Source organism: Blastococcus sp. SYSU DS0541, from assembly GCF_054050875.1.
Genome location: NZ_JBJHAD010000001.1, coordinates 205,655 through 223,271 on the forward strand (window position 1 = coordinate 205,655; position 17,617 = coordinate 223,271).

14 protein-coding genes, 1 tRNA gene and 1 pseudogene are annotated in these 17,617 nt (G+C 75.6%); 11 read left to right on the forward strand and 5 right to left on the reverse strand.

Annotated features, from left to right (window positions below; genetic code table 11):
* The first annotated feature begins 67 nt into the window (after positions 1 to 67).
* From ccsA to ACI794_RS00965, 7 genes are all read left to right on the forward strand, one after another.
* Positions 68 to 796, forward strand: a complete 729-nt coding sequence (gene ccsA / locus ACI794_RS00935; protein WP_456602065.1) for a cytochrome c biogenesis protein CcsA — start codon at positions 68 to 70, stop codon at positions 794 to 796.
* A 91-nt stretch (positions 797 to 887) separates the two neighbouring features.
* Positions 888 to 1,301, forward strand: a complete 414-nt coding sequence (locus tag ACI794_RS00940) for a cytochrome c maturation protein CcmE (protein ID WP_456579254.1) — start codon at positions 888 to 890, stop codon at positions 1,299 to 1,301.
* On the forward strand, positions 1,298 to 3,295 hold the full coding sequence (locus ACI794_RS00945) for a heme lyase CcmF/NrfE family subunit (RefSeq protein WP_456602066.1): 1,998 nt from the start codon (positions 1,298 to 1,300) through the stop codon (positions 3,293 to 3,295). The genes ACI794_RS00940 and ACI794_RS00945 overlap by 4 nt, the downstream gene beginning before the upstream one ends.
* Complete coding sequence (locus ACI794_RS00950) at positions 3,292 to 3,831, forward strand: TlpA family protein disulfide reductase (protein WP_456602067.1); 540 nt, start codon at positions 3,292 to 3,294, stop codon at positions 3,829 to 3,831. The genes ACI794_RS00945 and ACI794_RS00950 overlap by 4 nt, the downstream gene beginning before the upstream one ends.
* Positions 3,828 to 5,015, forward strand: coding sequence for a cytochrome c-type biogenesis protein CcmH (locus ACI794_RS00955; protein WP_456602068.1), 1,188 nt, complete (start codon positions 3,828 to 3,830; stop codon positions 5,013 to 5,015). Before ACI794_RS00950 ends, ACI794_RS00955 begins: the two co-directional genes overlap by 4 nt.
* On the forward strand, positions 5,012 to 5,410 hold the full coding sequence (locus ACI794_RS00960; protein ID WP_456602069.1) for a hypothetical protein: 399 nt from the start codon (positions 5,012 to 5,014) through the stop codon (positions 5,408 to 5,410). Before ACI794_RS00955 ends, ACI794_RS00960 begins: the two co-directional genes overlap by 4 nt.
* The gene (locus ACI794_RS00965; RefSeq protein WP_456615497.1) at positions 5,407 to 6,306 is read left to right on the forward strand and encodes a cytochrome c oxidase assembly protein; all 900 of its coding nucleotides are present in this window, start codon (positions 5,407 to 5,409) and stop codon (positions 6,304 to 6,306) included. The genes ACI794_RS00960 and ACI794_RS00965 overlap by 4 nt, the downstream gene beginning before the upstream one ends.
* A gap of 14 nt (positions 6,307 to 6,320) precedes the next feature.
* Here the strand turns inward: ACI794_RS00965 and ACI794_RS00970 are convergent, their stop codons facing one another.
* Together ACI794_RS00970 and ACI794_RS00975 are read right to left on the reverse strand one after the other, a co-directional pair.
* On the reverse strand, positions 6,321 to 6,728 hold the full coding sequence (locus ACI794_RS00970) for a phage holin family protein (RefSeq protein ID WP_456602071.1): 408 nt from the start codon (positions 6,726 to 6,728) through the stop codon (positions 6,321 to 6,323).
* Positions 6,729 to 6,824: 96 nt separating this feature from the next.
* Positions 6,825 to 8,303, reverse strand: coding sequence for a phytoene desaturase family protein (locus ACI794_RS00975; RefSeq protein ID WP_456602072.1), 1,479 nt, complete (start codon positions 8,301 to 8,303; stop codon positions 6,825 to 6,827).
* Between the two features lie 182 nt (positions 8,304 to 8,485).
* Between ACI794_RS00975 and fdh the strand changes: the two are divergent.
* From fdh to nrfD, 3 genes and pseudogenes are all read left to right on the forward strand, one after another.
* Positions 8,486 to 11,782, forward strand: a pseudogene (fdh, locus tag ACI794_RS00980) (formate dehydrogenase).
* Positions 11,779 to 12,831: a 4Fe-4S dicluster domain-containing protein gene (locus tag ACI794_RS00985; RefSeq protein ID WP_456615498.1), complete on the forward strand. Its 1,053-nt coding sequence runs from the start codon at positions 11,779 to 11,781 to the stop codon at positions 12,829 to 12,831. Before fdh ends, ACI794_RS00985 begins: the two are co-directional and overlap by 4 nt.
* Complete coding sequence (gene nrfD / locus ACI794_RS00990) at positions 12,828 to 13,862, forward strand: NrfD/PsrC family molybdoenzyme membrane anchor subunit (protein WP_456602074.1); 1,035 nt, start codon at positions 12,828 to 12,830, stop codon at positions 13,860 to 13,862. Before ACI794_RS00985 ends, nrfD begins: the two co-directional genes overlap by 4 nt.
* A 33-nt stretch (positions 13,863 to 13,895) precedes the next feature.
* On the opposite strand, the gene ACI794_RS00995 is transcribed toward nrfD, so the two are convergent.
* The 3 genes from ACI794_RS00995 to ACI794_RS01005 all read right to left on the reverse strand — a co-directional run bounded on the left by ACI794_RS00995 (position 13,896) and on the right by ACI794_RS01005 (position 17,422).
* The gene (locus ACI794_RS00995) at positions 13,896 to 15,707 is read right to left on the reverse strand and encodes a glycoside hydrolase family 15 protein (protein WP_456615499.1); all 1,812 of its coding nucleotides are present in this window, start codon (positions 15,705 to 15,707) and stop codon (positions 13,896 to 13,898) included.
* 2 nt (positions 15,708 to 15,709) lie between these two features.
* Positions 15,710 to 16,735: an SDR family oxidoreductase gene (locus ACI794_RS01000; RefSeq protein WP_456602076.1), complete on the reverse strand. Its 1,026-nt coding sequence runs from the start codon at positions 16,733 to 16,735 to the stop codon at positions 15,710 to 15,712.
* Between the two features lie 147 nt (positions 16,736 to 16,882).
* Positions 16,883 to 17,422, reverse strand: a complete 540-nt coding sequence (locus tag ACI794_RS01005) for a hypothetical protein (protein WP_456602077.1) — start codon at positions 17,420 to 17,422, stop codon at positions 16,883 to 16,885.
* Between the two features lie 107 nt (positions 17,423 to 17,529).
* On the opposite strand from ACI794_RS01005, the gene ACI794_RS01010 reads away from it, so the two are divergent.
* A tRNA-Met gene (locus tag ACI794_RS01010) sits at positions 17,530 to 17,606 on the forward strand.
* Positions 17,607 to 17,617: the final 11 nt, after the last annotated feature.

Sequence of the window (17,617 nt, forward strand, 5' to 3'; positions counted from 1 at the left end):
TCGTCCCCGCCGACCCAGCCGTTCCCGGGCCCGCCCGATCGGGAGCCGCTCGACAGGAGGAGCGCGCGTGCGCAGGACCACGGTGCCCGGCGACGGGCTCCTCTCCGCGGCCGCCGGCGGGACCACCGTGGCCGCCCTGGTCCTGGCGCTGGTCGTGGCCCCCGAGGACGCCGTCCAGGGCCCTGCCCAGCGGCTGATGTACGTGCACGTCCCCGCGGCCTGGGTCGCCTACCTGGCGTTCGCGACCGTCCTGGTCTGCAGCACCGCCTACCTGGTGCGCCGTGAGCTCCGCTGGGACCGGTACGCCCAGGCCGCCGCCGAGCTGGGGGTGGGGCTGACGGCGCTGGCGATCGCGCTCGGCATGCTCTGGGGCCGCCCGGTCTGGGGGGTCTGGTGGACGTGGGACGCCCGGCTCGTGACGACGGCGGTGCTGCTGCTGGTCTACGTGGCCTACCTAGGCGTGCGCCGCATGGCCGACGACCCGCACGTCGCCGCCCGCCGGTCCGCGGCCATCGGCGTCGTCGCCTTCCTCAACGTGCCCGTGGTGCACTTCTCCGTGGTGTGGTGGCGCACGCTGCACCAGCCGCCCACCGTGCTCGGCCCCGACGGCAGCCCGCCGATCGACCCGACGATGGCCTGGGCACTGGCGGCCGGTGTCGCGGCCTTCACCCTGCTGGCGGTCCTGGTGGTACGCCGCCGGGTGGCGGGGTTGCGGGCGGGTGCCTCCGAGCCGGCGGCCGAGCCGGCCGGCGGGTCCGCCCCGGTGATCACCGTCGTCCCCGGGGGGCGGCGGTGACCGGCGAGCTGGCGGTGGTCCTCGGCTTCCTGCTGACCGTGCTGGTCTGGGCGGGGTACCTGTGGGCCACCCGCCCCGGGCGGGAGCGCCGGTGACCCGGCCGGCGGCGCGGCGGCGCGCCCTCTCGGTGCGGCTCCTCGTCGTGGTCGGGGCCGTGGCCGGCGCGCTGGCCCTGCTGGGGGTGAGCGGCCTCGCCGACACGCTCGTCTACTACCGCACGCCGGCCGAGGTGCTCGCGGAGCCGCCGCCGGAGGACGAGCGGCTGCGCCTGGGCGGCCTGGTGCAGGTGGGCAGCCTCGAGCGCGTCGGCGCGGAGGCCCGCTTCACGGTGACCGACGGCGTCGGCACCCTCCCCGTCGTGTACACCGGCGCCCTGCCGGCCGTCTTCGCCGAAGGGCAGGGCGCCGTGGTGGAGGGCTGGCTGCGGGGGGACGGCGTCTTCGTCGGCGACGTCGTCCTCGTCAAGCACTCCAACGAGTACCGGCCCGCCGGGGAGGCCGGGTGACGGCGCTGCTCGGGACCGCCTCGCTGGCCTCCGGGCTCGTCCTCGCGGCCACGTCCGTCGCGGCCTGGGTGGGCGTCGCCTCCGGCCGCGCGTCGGCCGGCTCCGCGCGGCGGCTGACCTACGCCGTGCTCGGCGCGGCACTGGCGGCCGCGGCGGTGCTCGAGTGGGCGCTGCTGACGCACGACTTCGGCGTGCGGTACGTGGCCGAGAACGGCGGCCGCGCCGTCCCGCTGTACTACACGGTGACCAGCCTGTGGTCGGCGCTGGAGGGGTCGCTGCTGCTCTGGCTGGTCGTGCTCGCCGGTTACGCCGCCGCCGTCGCGCGCCGCCCGGACGCCCGGGCCGCCCGTCACCACCCCTGGGTGCTCGTGACGCTCTCGGTGGTCGCCGTCTTCTTCTTCGCGCTGGCGCTCTTCGGGGGCAACGCGTTCGAGCGGGTGTCCCCGGCGCCGGCCGACGGCCCGGGCCCCAACCCGCTGCTGCAGGACAACCCGCTGATGGGGGCGCACCCCCCGCTGCTGTACCTGGGCTACGTCGGGCTCGCGGTGCCCTTCTCCTACGCGGTCGCGGCGCTGGTCACCGGCGACACCGGGCGCGGCTGGCTGCTGGCCGTCCGCCGCTGGACGCTGGTGGCCTGGACCTTCCTGACCCTGGGCATCGTCCTGGGCGCGTGGTGGTCCTACGCGGTGCTGGGCTGGGGCGGCTACTGGGCGTGGGACCCGGTGGAGAACGCCTCCCTGCTGCCCTGGCTGACCGCCACGGCGCTGCTGCACTCGGCGATGGTGCAGGAGCGCCGGGCCACCCTCCGCGTGTGGAACGTCTGCCTGGCGGTGGCCGGCTTCGTGCTCGTGCTGGTCGGCACGTTCCTCACCCGCAGCGGGATCGTGGACAGCGTGCACGCCTTCAGCCGGTCGTCCCTGGGCGCGCTGCTCCTGGGGTTCATCGGCGTCGTCCTGGTCACCGTCGCGGTGCTGCTCGTGTGGCGCGCCGACCGGCTCGGGCCCGACGGGACCCTGCACGCCCGGCTCTCCCGGGAGACGGTGTTCCTGGGCAACAACGTCCTGCTGGTCGGGCTGGCCTTCACGGTGCTCCTGGGCACGCTGTTCCCGGTGTTCGCCCAGCTCGCCGACGGCAGCCAGGTCTCGGTCGGCCCGCCGTACTTCAACCAGATGGCGGTGCCGGTCGCGCTCGTCGTCCTGCTCCTCATGGCCCTCGGGCCGCTGGTGTCGTGGGGCGGTGACTCGGTGCCGGCGCTCGCGCGGCGGGCGGCGGGCCCGGTCGCCGTCTCCGTCTCGTCCGTGGCGCTGCTCGTCGTGCTCGGCGTCCACGGGGCCGCGGCGCTGACCTCCTTCGGCCTGGCCGCCCTGGTGCTCACCACCTCGGTCCAGCTGGTGGCCCAGGGCGCCCGCGTCGCGCGACGGACCACCGGCCGGTCGTGGCCGGGCTCCCTCCTGGAGGCCGTGCGCCGCCGGCGGCGGCTGCACGGCGGGCTGGTCGTGCACGTCGGGGTGGCGCTGGCCGCGGTCGCCGTCGCGGCGTCCTCGTCCTTCGCGACCGCCACGGAGCAGCGTGTCGACGTGGGGGAGGCCGTGGCGGCGGCCGGGTGGACGGCGCGGCTGGAGTCGGTCGGGCGCGAGCGCACCGCGCAGGAGATGCGCGTGGTCGCCCGGGTGGCGCTGGCCGAGGACGGGACGGCCCGCGGCACGGCCGAGCCGGAGCTGCGGACCTTCCCGGCGCACTCGATCACCGTGGCCTCGCCGGCGGTCCGCTCCACGCCCGCCGGCGACGTCTACCTGACCGTCACCGAGGTCGATCCCGACGGCGGGTGGGCACTCCTGCGCATCGCGGTGAACCCGCTGGTCTCCTGGCTCTGGATCGCCGGCGCGGTGATGGCCCTCGGGGCCGTGATCGCCGGGTGGCCCGCCCGCCGGGCCCGGCGCGACCGCGCACCGTCGGAGGCCCCCGTGCCGAGCCTGCCGTCGGGTGAGCGGTGAGCGGCCGGCGGCGGTGGCTGCTGCTGGTCCCCGCCCTGCTGGTGGGCCTGGCGCTGCTGGTCCCGCTGGCCCTCGCGCTCGACCGCCCCCGGGGGGCGTCGGCCACGGCGATGGTCGGCGGCCCCGCCCCGGCGTTGTCGGGCGCCACGCTCGACGGCGGGCACCTCGACCTCGCGGAGCTGCGCGGCTCGGTCGTGCTCGTGAACGTGTGGGCGTCCTGGTGCGCCCCCTGCCGGGAGGAGATGCCCCTGCTGGTCGAGACGGCGCGGCAGTGGGGGCCGGAGGGCCTCCGGCTCGTCGGGATCGACGTGAACGACGACGGAGCCGCCGCGCGGGAGTTCCTCGCCGGTGTCGGGGGGACCTCCTTCCCGAGCGTGGCCGACCCGGACGGCCGGCTGGCGGTCGAGTGGGGGACGACGGGCGTGCCCGAGACCTTCGTGGTCGACCGCGACGGCACGGTCGTCGCGCGGCGGGTGGGCCCGGTCTCGCCCGAGTGGCTGGCGGAGGAAGTGCTGCCGCGGCTGGAGGAGGGGTGAGCGGCCGGCTGCGGGTCCTGGCCGTGGTGCTGGCCGCCCTCGCCCTTGTCGCCGCCCTGTGGTGGCGCCAGGAGCCGGCGGGGCGCGCCGACCCGGCGGCGACCGCGCGCGAGGTCGCGGCCGGGCTGCGCTGCCCCACCTGCGCCGGTGAGTCGGCGGCGGACTCGGCGGCGCCGGCGGCCCGCGGGATGCGCGCGGTCATCGCCGAGCAGGTGGCGGCCGGCCGGAGCCCCGAGGAGATCCGCGCGCACTTCGCGGCCCGCTACGGCGAGTGGATCCTGCTCGACCCGCCGCGGGAGGGGGTGGGCTGGGCGCTGGTCGTGCTTCCCGGGGCGGCCCTGCTCGGCGGGGCGGTCGCGGTCGGCGTCCTGGTCTCCCGCCGCCGGCCGGCCGGCCGGCCGGTGCTGACCGACGCGGAGCGGAGTGCGGCCGAGGCCGCGGAGACGGCGGCCCTGGCCCGCCGGGACCGGCTGACCGGCTCCGGTGACGACGAGCGGCTGGAGGCGGCCCTGCAGCTGCTCGACGACGTCCGGTCCGGGCCGCGGGGTGCGCATGCCCGCACCGCCGAGGACGAGCTGCTGGCGGAGGTGCTGCGGCTGGCCTCGCCCGGGCCCGAGCGGGCGCGTACCGCGGCCGCGGAGGACGACGCGGCGCCCGTCCCGGCGCCGGATCGGCGGGCGTGGCTGCCGCGCCCCGCGGTCCTCGTCCCGGTGGTCGCCGTCGCGGCGGTGGCAGCGGTCGCCGTGGTCGCCGTCCCGCGGGTGCTCGCACCCGCCGCCGCCGGGCCGCAGCAGGCAGCCGTGCCGTCCGCCCAGGAGGGCGCGGTCGCCGCCGACCTCGCCGACGAGCTGCTCCGGCAGGCGCGGGCGCTGGACGACGCGGGCCGGTTCGCCGAGGCGGCGACCGCGTACCGGGCGGTGCTCGAGGAGCGCCCGCAGGACCTCGCGGTGGTGCTGTCGCTGGCGTTCGCGCTCCTCCGCGACGAGCGGCCGGACGAGGCCGTCCCCTTGGTGCGGACCGTCCTGGCCGCGGCGCCCGAGCACCCGGAGGCGCTCCTGATGCTCGGGTCCGCCGAGCACGCCCTCGGGGATCCGGCGGCGGGCCCCACCCTGCGGCGCTTCCTGGAGCTGGCCCCCGAGCACCCGGCCGCCGACGCCGTGCGGGAACTGCTGGGGGAGCCGTGACCGCGCGCCCCGCACGAGCCCTGCTCCCGCTCGTGCTCCTGGCCGCCGTCACCGGGTGCACGGCCGACGCCCCGCCGGCGGCACCGGGTCCACCGGGGGCCGAGCAGCGGGTCGGGCTGACCGAGTGGGACGTCCTCACCGAGGGCCGCCCGCTGGCCGCGGGGGAGATCCGGCTCGTCGTGACCAACACCGGCGCCGCGCCGCACGACCTCGCCGTCCGCGTCGACGGCGACGAGCGGGCCGTCACCCCGGTGCTCGACCCCGGTGAGGCGCACGAGCTGACCTTCGCGGTGTCGGCCGACGACCGCGTCGAGCTCTGGTGCACGGTGACCGGGCACCACGCCGCAGGTATGCACACGGTCGTCGACGTCGTCGACACCGAGGGCGCGCGGTGAGCGGCGTCCCGCTCCCGGCGAGCACGCTCGCCCACCCGCTGGGCGGGGACGGCGGCTGGTCCTGGGCGACGATCGCGGTGCTGGGCCTGGCCGCCCTCGGCTACGCGTGCCTGCTCGCCTGGTCCGCCCCCCGCCGCCGCTCCCCGTGGGCGGTCGCCGGCCCGGGTGCCGCCTGGTTGCTCGCGCTGGCCGCGCTCGGTGCCGCCCTGGCGTCACCGCTGGAGCAGCTCGCCGAGGACTCCCTCGCCGCGCACATGGTGCAGCACCTGCTGCTGACCATCGTGGCCGCGCCGCTGCTGGTGCTCGCCGACCCGGTCCCGCGCGTGCTCGCGGCGCTGCCGCCCCCGGCGCGCGAGGTCGTCGCGGCACCGTGGGCGGCGGTGGTCCGGTGGGCGCGCCGCCCGGCCGTGGTGCTCGGCGTTGCTGGTGGCTACCTCACCGTGGTCCTGCTGTGGCACCTGCCCGGGGCCTACGAGGCGGCCGTCCGCTCGGAGGTCCTCCACGTCGCCGAGCACCTGACGTTCCTCACCGCGGCCGCCGTCTTCTGGTGGTGCGTGCTCCGGGTGCCGCGCCGGCGGCTCGGCCAGCTGGTGGCCGGGCTGGTCGCCGTCCTGGTGCCGGCGTTCGGCGAGGCGGTGCTCGGCGGGGTCATGATGCTCTCGTCCACCCCCTGGTACGGGGTGTACGTGGGGACGGCGGCCGAGCACGGCTTCGACCCCGTCGCCGACCAGCAGGTCGCCGGCGCCGTCCTGTGGGCCGCCGGCACGCCGGTCTACCTGCTGGCCGCCGTCCTGCTGCTGCTGCGCCTGCTCCGCTCCGCACCGGAGGAGGACGCGCCGCCGGTCCCGCCCGTGCCCGACCGGTCCCGGCCGGCCCTGGACGCCGCGGGCCGCTGAGGCGCCCCGGAGGCTCAGCCGGCCGGGGGGCGCTCGGTGGCCGTGGCGGCGCGGAGGTCCTCGCGGAGACTGTCCACCACCTCGTCGGGGACGAGCGGCCACGCCCGGCGGAGCTCCGCCAGGGCGCCGGCGGTCAGCGCGCCGGCGCCACCGGCGAGCAGCCCGGTCGTCAGCGCGGCGGAGGTCGTGGGGCTGACGGTCCGGTCCAGGAGGCGCAGCAGCAGGGCGGCCGAGCTGCCGACGGCCATCGCCCCGAGGACGCCGGCGGCCCCGAGGAGCGCGCCGGCGCGGCCGGCCTGCCGCGCCTTCCCCGCGAGTTCGGCCTGGGCGTGCTGCAGCTCCTGCCGGACGAGGGTCGAGAGTTCGGCGCTCAGGGACTGGAGCAGATCGCTGGTGGAGGTGTTCCGGTTCGGCTCGCTCATGGGGTGCTCCTCGCGCTCGGGCGGGTGGACCGGTGCGGCACCACGTCCGCTACCCGGCGTCCCCGGGCCCCGAACCCGGGGCACCGAGCCGGGCCGTCAGGCCGCGGGCGGTCGCAGCGGCGGGGCCGTCCGCACCCCGAAGACCTCCCGCAGCGCGACGCGGGCCGCGTTGTCCCCGCACATGCCGTGCACGGCGGGCCCGGGCGGGGTGGCCGCCGACGCGAGGTAGGTGCCGGGGACCGGGGTCCGGTAGGGGTTCCAGCGGGGCACGGGGCGGGCGAGCATCTGCCACAGGGACGCCAGCCCGTTGGAGATGTCGCCGCCGACGTCGTTGGGGTTGTGCGCCTCCAGCTCCCGCGGGCTCGTGGTGTGCCGGTCGAGGACCGTGTCCCGGAAGCCGGGGGCGAAGCGTTCGACCTGCGCCTCGATGCGCTCGGTCATGTCGACCTCCGAGCCCGGGGGCACGTGCACGTAGGCCCACAGCACGTGCCTGCCGGCGGGCGCGCGCGTCGGGTCGACGACGGTGGGCTGGGCGGCCAGCACGAACGGTCGCTCCACGTGCCGCCCCTCGGCCGGCGCCGACTCGGCGGCGACCGTCTCCTCGAGGGTGCCCGCCAGGTGCACGGTGCCGGCGCGCCGGACGTCGGGGTCGGTCCAGGGCACCGGCTCCGACAGCGCCCAGTCCACCTTGAACACCCCGGGGCCGCCGCGGTACCTGCCGACCCACCGCCGGTAGCCCTCGTGCACGCGGTCACCGGCCATGCGGACGAACGCCGACGGCGTGGTGTCGAGCAGGACGGCGGGCACGCCGTCGAACTCCCGCAGGTCGGTCACCTCGTGCCCGGTGACCAGCTCGCCTCCCTGCTCCTCCAGCGCGTTCACCATGGCGTCGGCGAGGCGCTGCGAGCCGCCCTCCACCAGCGGCCAGCCCCGGTGGTGGGCGAGCATGCCCAGCAGCAGCCCGAGCCCCCCGGTGATCATCCGGTCGAGCTCCAGCATCCCGTGGGCCGCGGCGCCGGCGAGCAGGGCCCGTGGCTCGTCCGTGCGGAACCAGAGCCGCGTGAGCCGGCCGATGTCCGGCAGCCCGTTGGCGGCGAACCAGGCCAGTGCCGGGATGCCCTGGGTGGGCACCCGGCGGAAGGCGCTGCCGAGGACGTAGTCGACGACGTCGTCCGCGTGCTCGACCAGGGGCTCCAGGAGGCGGCGGTAGGCGGGGCCGTCCGGTCCGAGACCCGCGGCGGTCTCCTGCAGCGACGGGTGGGCGACCGCGGCGCGCCCCCCGTCGAACGGGTGCGCGTAGGGGATCTCCGGCGAGAGCAGCCGCACCCCCCGGGCGGCGAGGTCGAACTCCCGGAAGAAGGGCGCCGCGGCGGCCATCGGGTGCACCGACGCGCACACGTCGTGGGCGAAGCCCGGCCGGGTCAGCTCGGCCGTGCGGAGCCCGCCACCGGGCCGCGGGTTCCGCTCGACGACCTGCACGCGGAGACCGGCGGCGGCCAGCCGCAGCGCCGCCGCCAGCCCGTTGGGCCCCGAACCGACGACGACGGCATCCGGCTTCCCGCTCACCGACCCCATGCTGGGGGAGGGCCCCGCCACCGGCCAGCCGGCGACGGCGGGAGGGCGCGCGGACGTGCAGGTCCACGGGCCGGTGGCTAGGGTCGGGAGCGGCAGCCGAACGGGCCGAGGTGTGCGACCGGAGACCGTGCCTGCACACCCCGGCACCCCGTCCGCCTCCGGCCGGACGGGCCCTGCAGGAGGTGCTCGTGAAGACCTGGCTCGACGCGTGGCCGGTGGTCCGGCAGCTCACCGGCGATGACCCCCTCGGTCGCGGGGACGCCGTGCGCAGCAGGCGGACCGACGCCCTCACCCCTCGCACGGCCACCGCGGACCGGGTCGTGCAGAGCGTCTGCCCCTACTGCGCGGTGGGCTGCAGCCAGCGGGTGTTCGTGGAGGACGAGAAGGTCACCCAGATCGAGGGCGACCCCGACTCGCCGATCAGCCGCGGCCGGCTCTGCCCCAAGGGCGCGGCCAGCAAGAGCCTGGTCACCAGCCCCACCCGCCAGACCACGGTCCGGTACCGCCGGCCGCACGCGACGGAGTGGGAGGACCTCGACCTCGACACGGCGATGGACATGATCGCCGACCGGGTGATCCGCACCCGCCGCGAGACCTGGCAGGACGAGGTCGACGGCAAGCGGGTCAACCGGACCATGGGGATAGCGAGCCTCGGAGGGGCGACCCTCGACAACGAGGAGAACTACCTCATGAAGAAGCTCTACACCGCGCTGGGCGCGGTGCAGGTCGAGAACCAGGCGCGCATATAGCACTCCTCCACGGTCCCCGGTCTGGGGACCACGTTCGGTCGCGGCGGGGCGACGATGCCGCAGCAGGACCTGGCCAACTCCGACTGCATCGTCATCCAGGGCTCCAACATGGCCGAGGCCCACCCGGTGGGCTTCCAGTGGGTGATGGAGGCCAAGGCGCGCGGCGCGACGGTCATCCACGTCGACCCGCGGTTCACCCGCACCAGCGCGCTGGCCGACCTGCACGTCCCCCTCCGGGCGGGCAGCGACATCGCCTTCCTCGGCGGGTTGATCAACCACGTCCTGCAGAACGGCCTGGAGTTCCGCGAATACGTCGCCGCCTACACCAACGCGGCGGCCATCCTGCGGGAGGACTTCCAGGACACCGAGGACCTCGACGGGCTGTTCTCCGGCTACGACGCGGAGAACGGGCAGTACGACGAGACGACGTGGCAGTACGAGGGCACGTCCGTGACCGCTGCCGCGGGGCAGCGGCAGGCACCCAAGCCGGGGGCGTCGGGCGCGTCGGGCGGCGGGCAGGCCGACGCGCCGGACGCCGAGGAGCACTCCGAGGGCGGCTCGGAGCAGGCGGGGAGCGGCGGGATCCCCGTGGGCGGGAAGCCCCGCCGGGACGAGACCCTGCAGCACCCGAGGTGCGTCTTCCAGGTGCTCAAGCGCCACTACGCGCGCTACACCCCGGAGCTGGTCCACGAGGTGTGCGGCATCGAGCCGGCCGTCTTCCTGAAGGTCGCCGACGCGCTCACCAGCAACTCCGGGCGGGAGCGCACCAGCGCCTTCGTCTACTCGGTGGGCTGGACGCAGCACACCGTCGGCGTCCAGTACATCCGCGCGGCCGGCGTGCTGCAGGCGCTGCTGGGCAACATGGGCCGCCCGGGTGGCGGCATCCTGGCGCTGCGCGGGCACGCGAGCATCCAGGGGTCCACCGACATCCCCACCCTCTACAACATCCTCCCGGGCTACATCCCCATGCCCCACGCCCGCGAGGACCGCGACCTCGACGACTTCGTCGCGGAGGCCTCGGGCTCCGTCGGCTACTGGGGCAACATGCGGACGTACACGGTCAACCTGCTGAAAGCCTGGTGGGGCGACGCCGCGCAGCCGGAGAACGACTTCTGCTTCGACCACCTGCCCCGGCTGACCGGCGACCACAGCAACTACACGACGATCGCCGAGCAGATCCAGGGCAGCGTGCCCGGCTACTTCCTGGTCGGGGAGAACCCCGTGGTCGGCAACGCCAACGGCAAGATGTCCCGTCTCGGCCTGGCCAACCTCGAGTGGCTCGTCGTCCGCGACCTGCAGATGATCGAGTCGGCGACGTTCTGGCAGAACGGCCCGGAGATCGAGACCGGTGAGCTGGTCACCGAGCAGATCCCGACCGAGGTCTTCTTCCTGCCCGCGGCGGCGCACGTGGAGAAGGACGGCTCGTTCACCAACACCCAGCGGCTGCTGCAGTGGCACTCCCAGGCCGTGGAGCCGCCGGGGGACTGCCGCAGCGACCTGTGGTTCTACTTCCACCTCGGCCGGATCATCCGCGAGAAGCTGGCCGGCTCCACCGACCCCCGGGACCGGCCGATCCTCGAGCTCACCTGGGACTACCCGACCCACGGACCGCTGGACGAGCCCAGCGCGCACGCGGTGCTCCGGGAGATCAGCGGCACCGGGCCGGACGGCACGGCGGTCTCCGGGTACACCGAGCTCGCGGACGACGGGTCGACCAGGTGCGGCTGCTGGATCTACTCCGGCGTCTTCGCCGACGAGGTGAACCAGGCCAACCGCAAGAAGCCGCACACGGAGCAGGACCTGGTGGCGCCGGAGTGGGGCTGGGCGTGGCCGATGAACCGCCGCGTGCTCTACAACCGCGCCTCCGCCGACCCCGAGGGCCGGCCCTGGAGCGAGCGCAAGAAGTACGTCTACTGGGACGAGGATGCGCAGGAGTGGACCGGCCCCGACGTCCCGGACTTCCAGGCCACCAAGCGGCCCGACTTCGTACCCGACGAGGGCGCCACGGCCGAGGACGCGCTGGCCGGCACCGACCCGTTCATCATGCAGGGCGACGGGAAGGCGTGGCTCTTCGTGCCGGCCGGGCTGGCCGACGGGCCGATGCCGACCCACTACGAGCCGGCCGAGTCGCCGGTGCCCAACCCCTTGTACGAGCAGCAGGCCAACCCGGCCCGCAAGGAGCTGCGGGGTGCCTGGAACCGCGCCAACCCGGCGCTGGACGAGACCTTCCCGTTCGTCGTCACCACCTACCGGCTCACCGAGCACCACACGGCGGGCGGGATGAGCCGCACGCTGCCCTACCTCGCCGAGCTGCAGCCCGAGTTCTTCTGCGAGGTCAGCCCCCAGCTGGCCGCGGAGCGCGGCCTCGAGCACATGGGGTGGGCGACGCTGGTGAGCGCGCGCAACGCCATCGAGGCGCGGGTGCTGGTCACCGAGCGGATGCGCCCGTTGCGGGTCGCCGGCCGCGAGGTCCACCAGATCGGGATCCCGTACCACTGGGGCCAGAACGGCATCACGACCGGCGACTCCGCCAACGAGCTGCTCGGTGTGGTGATGGACCCCAACGTGCACATCCAGGAGTCCAAGGTGGCCACCTGCGACATCCGGCCCGGTCGCCGGCCCCGCGGCCCCGCGCTGGTCGAGTTCGTCGAGGAGCACCGCCGCCGGGCCGGGGTGGCGAGCGGACGGCTCGGCCCCAACGGGCGGGCCCCGATCGAGGAGCGGTCATGACGACGATCAGCTCGGCCAGCACCGCGTTCTCCGGCGACGACCCGCACAACCGGCTCTTCGGGCCGGTGCCGGACGTCGCCGGCGAGCGCGGCTACGGCTCTGGTGACGGGGCCGACGACCACCCGCCGCGGGTCGGCTTCTTCACCGACACGTCGGTGTGCATCGGCTGCAAGGCCTGCGAGGTGGCGTGCAAGGAGTGGAACACGCTCCCGATGGACGACGCGGAGGGCAACCGCGCCGAGCTCGGGCTGACCGGGGCGTCGTACGACAACACCGGCATGCTGGGCGCCAACAGCTGGCGGCACGTCGCCTTCGTCGAGCAGAGCCGTGCGGTCGACCTCCCGATGCCGACGGTGGGGGCGCCGGGGACGGCCGGCGGTCAGCGGCCGCTGGAGGACCCACCCGTCGTCCACTCGCGGGTGCCCGCCTCGGCGACCACGGCCGAGCAGAGCGCACCGCAGCAGACGCCGTCGGCGGGCCGGGAGATCCGGTGGCTGATGAGCTCCGACGTCTGCAAGCACTGCACCCACGCCGCCTGCCTGGACGTCTGCCCCACCGGCTCGCTGTTCCGCACCGAGTTCGGCACCGTGGTGGTGCAGGAGGACATCTGCAACGGCTGCGGCTACTGCGTGCCTGCCTGCCCCTACGGCGTCATCGACCAGCGGCAGGACGACGGCCGGGTGTTCAAGTGCACCCTCTGCTACGACCGGCTGACCGACGGCCTGCAGCCCGCGTGCGCCAGCGCCTGCCCGACCGAGTCGATCCAGTTCGGCGACCTCGACCAGCTCCGGGCCCGTGCCGACGCGCGGCTGGCGGCGCTCCAGGACAAGGGCGTCGAGGGTGCCCGGCTGTACGGGCACGACGACGCCGACGGGGTCGGGGGAGCGGGCGCCTTCTTCCTGCTCCTCGACGAGCCCGAGGTCTACGGGCTGCCACCGGATCCGGTGGTGACCACGCGCGACCTGCCGTCCATGTGGCGGCACGTCGCCGCGGGCGCGGCGATGGTCGTGGGACTGGTGGCCTCGGCCTTCGCGGGGCGACGCCGGTGACCGCGGCCGAGGGCGTCCCGGGGGAGGGCTGGCGCCGGGCGGACGGCCCACCGGCGCAGGACCGGGAGCGGCGGCGCCGTGCGGGCGGCCGCCCGCCGCGGCCCGGCGAGTCCGTGGTGGGGGAAGCGGAGTTCACCTCCTACTACGGGCGACCGGTGATCAAGCCGCCGGTGTGGAAGACCCCGGACGTGCCGCTGTACCTCTTCCTCGGTGGGGCGGCGGGGACCTCGGCCCTGCTGGGGACGATGGCCGAGCTGACCGGCCGGCCGGCCCTCTCGCGGGCCGCGCACCTGACCGCAGGCGGTGCGGCGCTCACCTCGGTGGGTTACCTGATCCACGACCTGGGGCGACCCGCGCGCTTCCTCAACATGCTGCGGGTCTTCAAGCCGACCTCGCCGCTGTCGGTGGGCTCCTGGGTGCTGGCGCCGTTCAGCGCGCTCGCCACAGCCACGGCCGGCGCGCACCTGCTGGACCGCTTCCCGCGTCTGCGGCTGCTCACCGGGGTGGGCGCGGCGGTGCTCGGCGGGCCGATGACGACCTACACCGCGGCGCTGCTCGCCGACACCGCGGTGCCCTCCTGGCACGAGGCGCACCGGGAGCTGCCGTTCGCGTTCGCCGGCTCGGCGATGGCTGCGGGCGGCGGGATCGCCGCCGCCCTCACCCCCGCGGAGGAGTCCGGGCCGGCCCGGCAGGTGGCCGTGACGGGGGCGGTGATCGAGCTGGCGGCGATGCACCGGGTGGAGCACGGGCACGGCGTGGTGAGCGAGCCGTACCGCACCGGCCGCGCGGGGCGGCTGCTGGAGGTCGCGCGCGCCTGCACGGTGACCGGGACGGCGCTGACGCTGGCCGCCGGCCGACGGCGGGTGCCGGCGGTGCTCGGTGGGGCACTCCTGGCGGCCGGCTCGGCGCTCACCCGGTTCGGCGTCTTCGACGCCGGCATGGCCAGCGCGAAGGACCCCCGGTACACCGTCGAGCCCCAGCGGGCGCGCGCGGCCGCCCGGGACGCCGCGGCCGCCGACGCCGGGTCCTGAGCGGCGCGGTCGCCCCCGGGGACGGCCGCCGGCCTACCCCATCCCGGTGGGGTGCCCGTCGGGCTCCTCGGCCGGGTGGGTGCCGCTGAGGTGGCGCGCGGCGTTGACCAGCCCGACGTGGCTGAACGCCTGCGGGGTGTTGCCCATGTGGCGGCCGCACGCGGTGTCGTACTCCTCGCTGAGCAGGCCCACGTCGTTGCGCAGCCCCAGCAGGCGCTCGAACAGCTGCTCGGCCTCCGCGCGGCGACCGATCCCGGCAAGGGCGTCGACGAGCCAGAAGCTGCAGGCGAGGAAGGTGCTCTCCGCGCCAGGCAGGCCGTCCACCCCGCCGTCGGTGCCGGTCCGGTAGCGCAGCAGGAGACCGTCCTCGGACAGTTCCCGCTGCACGGCCTCCACCGTGCCGACGACGCGGGGGTCACCCCAGTCCAGGAAACCGAACCGCGGGATGAGCAGCAGGGCCGCGTCGAGCCCGCGCGAGCCGTAGAACTGGGTGAACGTCCCCCGCTCGGCGTCGTACCCCCGGGCGCAGACGTCGGCGTGGATCTCCGCCCGGAGGGCCCGCCAGCGGTCCAGCGGCCCGTCGAGCCCGAGGTCCTGCACCGCGTGGACGGCCCGGTCGACACCTGCCCAGGCCATGACCTTGCTGTGCACGAAGTGGCGAGGCCGCCCCCGGACCTCCCAGAGGCTGTGGTCGGGCTCGTCCCAGTGGGACTCCAGGAAGTCCATCAGCCCGCGCTGCAGCGCCCAGGCGTCCTCCGTGCTGGGCAAACCGGCCAACCGGCCGAGGTGCAGCCCGACGAGGACCTCCCCCCAGACGTCCAGCTGGAACTGGCCCGCGGCGGCGTTCCCGACGCGGACCGGCCGGGAGCCCTCGTACCCGGCCAGCCAGGTCAGCTCCTGCTCGGGCAGCCTCCGGGTGCCGTCCAGGGAGTACATGATGCGGAGTTCGGCGGGGTCGCCGGCCACGGCCCGCAGCAGCCAGTCGCGCCACGCCCTGGCCTCGGCGACGTACCCGCAGCCGAGGAGCGCCTGCAGCGTGAAGGTCGCGTCCCGGAGCCAGGTGAAGCGGTAGTCCCAGTTCCGCACGCCCCCGAGCTCCTCGGGCAGCGACGTGGTGGCCGCGGCCACGATGCCGCCGCTCGGTGCGTAGGTCAGCGCCTTGAGGGTGACCAGTGAACGGCGGACGTCCTCCCCCCAGCGGCCGGTGTAGTTCGAGCGGGCGACCCAGTCGGCCCAGAAGGCCTCGGTGTCGGCCAGGGCCCGGTCGGCCGCGACCGGACGGGGGCGCGGCCGGTACGAGGGGCCGTGGCTCAGGACGAACGGCACCCGGTCCCCGCCGGCGACCTCGAACTCGGCGATCGCCGTCCCGCCCCGCCGTTCCTGCGCGATCGGTGTCCGCAGCCACACCGCATCGGGCCCGGCGATCGCCACCAGGTCGCCGTCGTCGTCCTCGTGAACCCAGGGCCGCACGTGCCCGTAGTCGAACCGGGGGCGCAGCTCCGACCGCATGCGGACCCGGCCGGACCGCCCCTCGACGAGCCGGACGACCTCGGCCCCCTCGCCGCGGACAGGCATGAGGTCGACGACGCGGACCGTGCCCTCGGCGGTCTCCCACACGGTCTCCAGGATCAGCGAGTCACCGCGGTAGCGCCGGTGGGTGCACGGTGCCCCGTCGGCCGGGCCGAGCTGCCAGCGCCCCGCCCGCTCGTCGTCGAGCATCGCGGCGAAGCAGGCGGGGGAGTCGAACCGGGGCAGGCACAACCAGTCCATCGACCCGTCGCGGCCCACGAGCGCAGCGGTCTGCAGGTCACCGATGACCGCGTAGTCCTCGATCCGTGGCGCCATCGTCAGCGGGTACGGCGCCACGCGGCCAGCCCCGAGGCGACTGCCCCGGCGCCGAGCGCGGCCAGCGTGCCGTGGTGTCGGCCGGCCCAGATCTGCGGGTCCCAGGAGCGGGTCCGGTGGCGGAAGCTGCCCTGCGCCCCGAAGTCCCGCCCATCGCGCCCGTCGGCCGGCTCCCACAGGTTCACCGGGTCGTCGGGCGAGGCCTTCTCGCCCCGCTGCTGCCCGTCGTAGCCGTTGCGGGCCAGGTAGCGGTCCAGGAACTGCGGCCAGACCTTGTTGCCGAGGATCGTCCACACCGTCGGGTTGCCGACCCACCACGCGCGCCGCCGCGGGTGCTCGCTGGCGTGGACGATCGCCTCGGCCATCATGTCGACGGGGTAGATCGGCGGCACCGGCTGGGGACGCTCGGGAAGCTTGTTGAGCACCCAGTCGAACTGCGGGGTGTTGACGCCGGGCAGGTTCACCATCGTCACGTGCACGTTGCTGCCGTCGTGCCGGAGCTCGGTGAGCAGCGACTCGGTGAAGCCCTTGATGGCGTGCTTGGCGCCGCAGTAGACGCTCTGCAGGGGGATGCCGCGGTAGGCGAGCGCCGAGCCGGTCTGCACGATGACGCCGCGGTCGCGGGGCTTCATCCGCCGCAGCGCCGACATCGTCCCGTGCACGAAGCCCAGGTAGGTGACCTGGGTGACGCGCTCCCACTCGGCGGCGGTGATCTGCTCGAACGGCGCGAAGACCGTGCTGAACGCGACGTTGCACCAGACCTCGATCGGCCCGAGTTCGTGCTCGACCCGGCTCGCCGCGGCGTCCACGGCGGCCGCGTCGGCGACGTCGACCGGGATCACCAGCGGGGTCCCGCCGGCGGCCCGGACGTCCGCCGCGGCTCCGGCCAGGCCGGTCTCGCCCCGTGCCAGCAGGGCCACCCGGTCACCCCTCCGGGCGAAGGCGACCGCGGTGGCCCGGCCGATCCCACCGCTGGCCCCGGTCACGACGACGACCCGGCCGCCCCCGGCTGCTCCCGTTCCGCGCACGGCAGACACCTCCCGCGTTCGGCGCGGCGCGGGCCGGGCCCGGCCGCACGATGTCGGCGCAGCGCTCCGCGGCGCCGTCGGTCCCCCTCCGATGTGTTCGACGGGCTCCGGCGGCAAACCCCGTTCCGGGGGCTCGGAGGACCTCCGTCAGTCGCCGGCGGCCTCGTCGGGGGCGTGGTCGTTGCCGCCGAACACCCGGGCGGCGACCTCGCGCCGGGTCGCGGTCAGCCAGCTGTGCTGCCGGTTGGCCTGCTCCACCAGGCCGTCGAGCAGCTCCTTGTCCAGGCGCTCGTCGGCGTCGGCGACTTCCCGGAGGGTCTCGAAGCCGCTGCGCTTGGCCCGGACGGCGGAGGCGAGGAACTCGAACTCCACGAGGTCGCTGAGGGGGGACCGGGTGAGGACCCGGCCGTTGAGCTTCAGCCGGGACACCTTCTCGCCGAGCCACAGCGCGACCTGCTTGTGCCGCTGGACCGGCAGCCCGAGGGCCTCCATGATCCCGCGCAGCGCGGCCTTCTCCTCGTGGAGCTCGGTGAGCAGCTGTTCCAGCCTCGGCGCGTACTCGGTCCCCTCGTGCACGCCCAGCATCCGCCGGACCAGTTCGATGCCCCCGGTGGAGGCGGCCAGGTGGTCGTTGCAGTAGATCGCCAGCAGATCGAGGTTGTGCAGGCCGGCGGGGGGGTGGGACACGGGACCTCCAGGGACGAGCGGCTCCCCACAGTGTCGTCGCCGACGTGGTGCCGCGCGCGAGGTCGCCGCAGGCGGGCCGCGGAGGCGTGTATGGTGGTAGCTACCGACGCGGGGTGGAGCAGCTCGGTAGCTCGCTGGGCTCATAACCCAGAGGTCGCAGGTTCGAATCCTGTCCCCGCTACCACCACGAAGGCC

Bases quoted from the DNA above. Each gene is read 5' to 3' on its own strand.
- ACI794_RS00970 (WP_456602071.1), bottom strand. From the start codon at position 6,728: ATGAGCGAGCCGAACCGGAACACCTCCACCAGCGATCTGCTCCAGTCC.
- ACI794_RS00975 (WP_456602072.1), bottom strand. From the start codon at position 8,303: ATGGGGTCGGTGAGCGGGAAGCCGGATGCCGTCGTCGTCGGTTCGGGG.
- ACI794_RS00985 (WP_456615498.1), top strand. From the start codon at position 11,779: ATGACGACGATCAGCTCGGCCAGCACCGCGTTCTCCGGCGACGACCCG.
- ACI794_RS00995 (WP_456615499.1), bottom strand. From the start codon at position 15,707: ATGGCGCCACGGATCGAGGACTACGCGGTCATCGGTGACCTGCAGACC.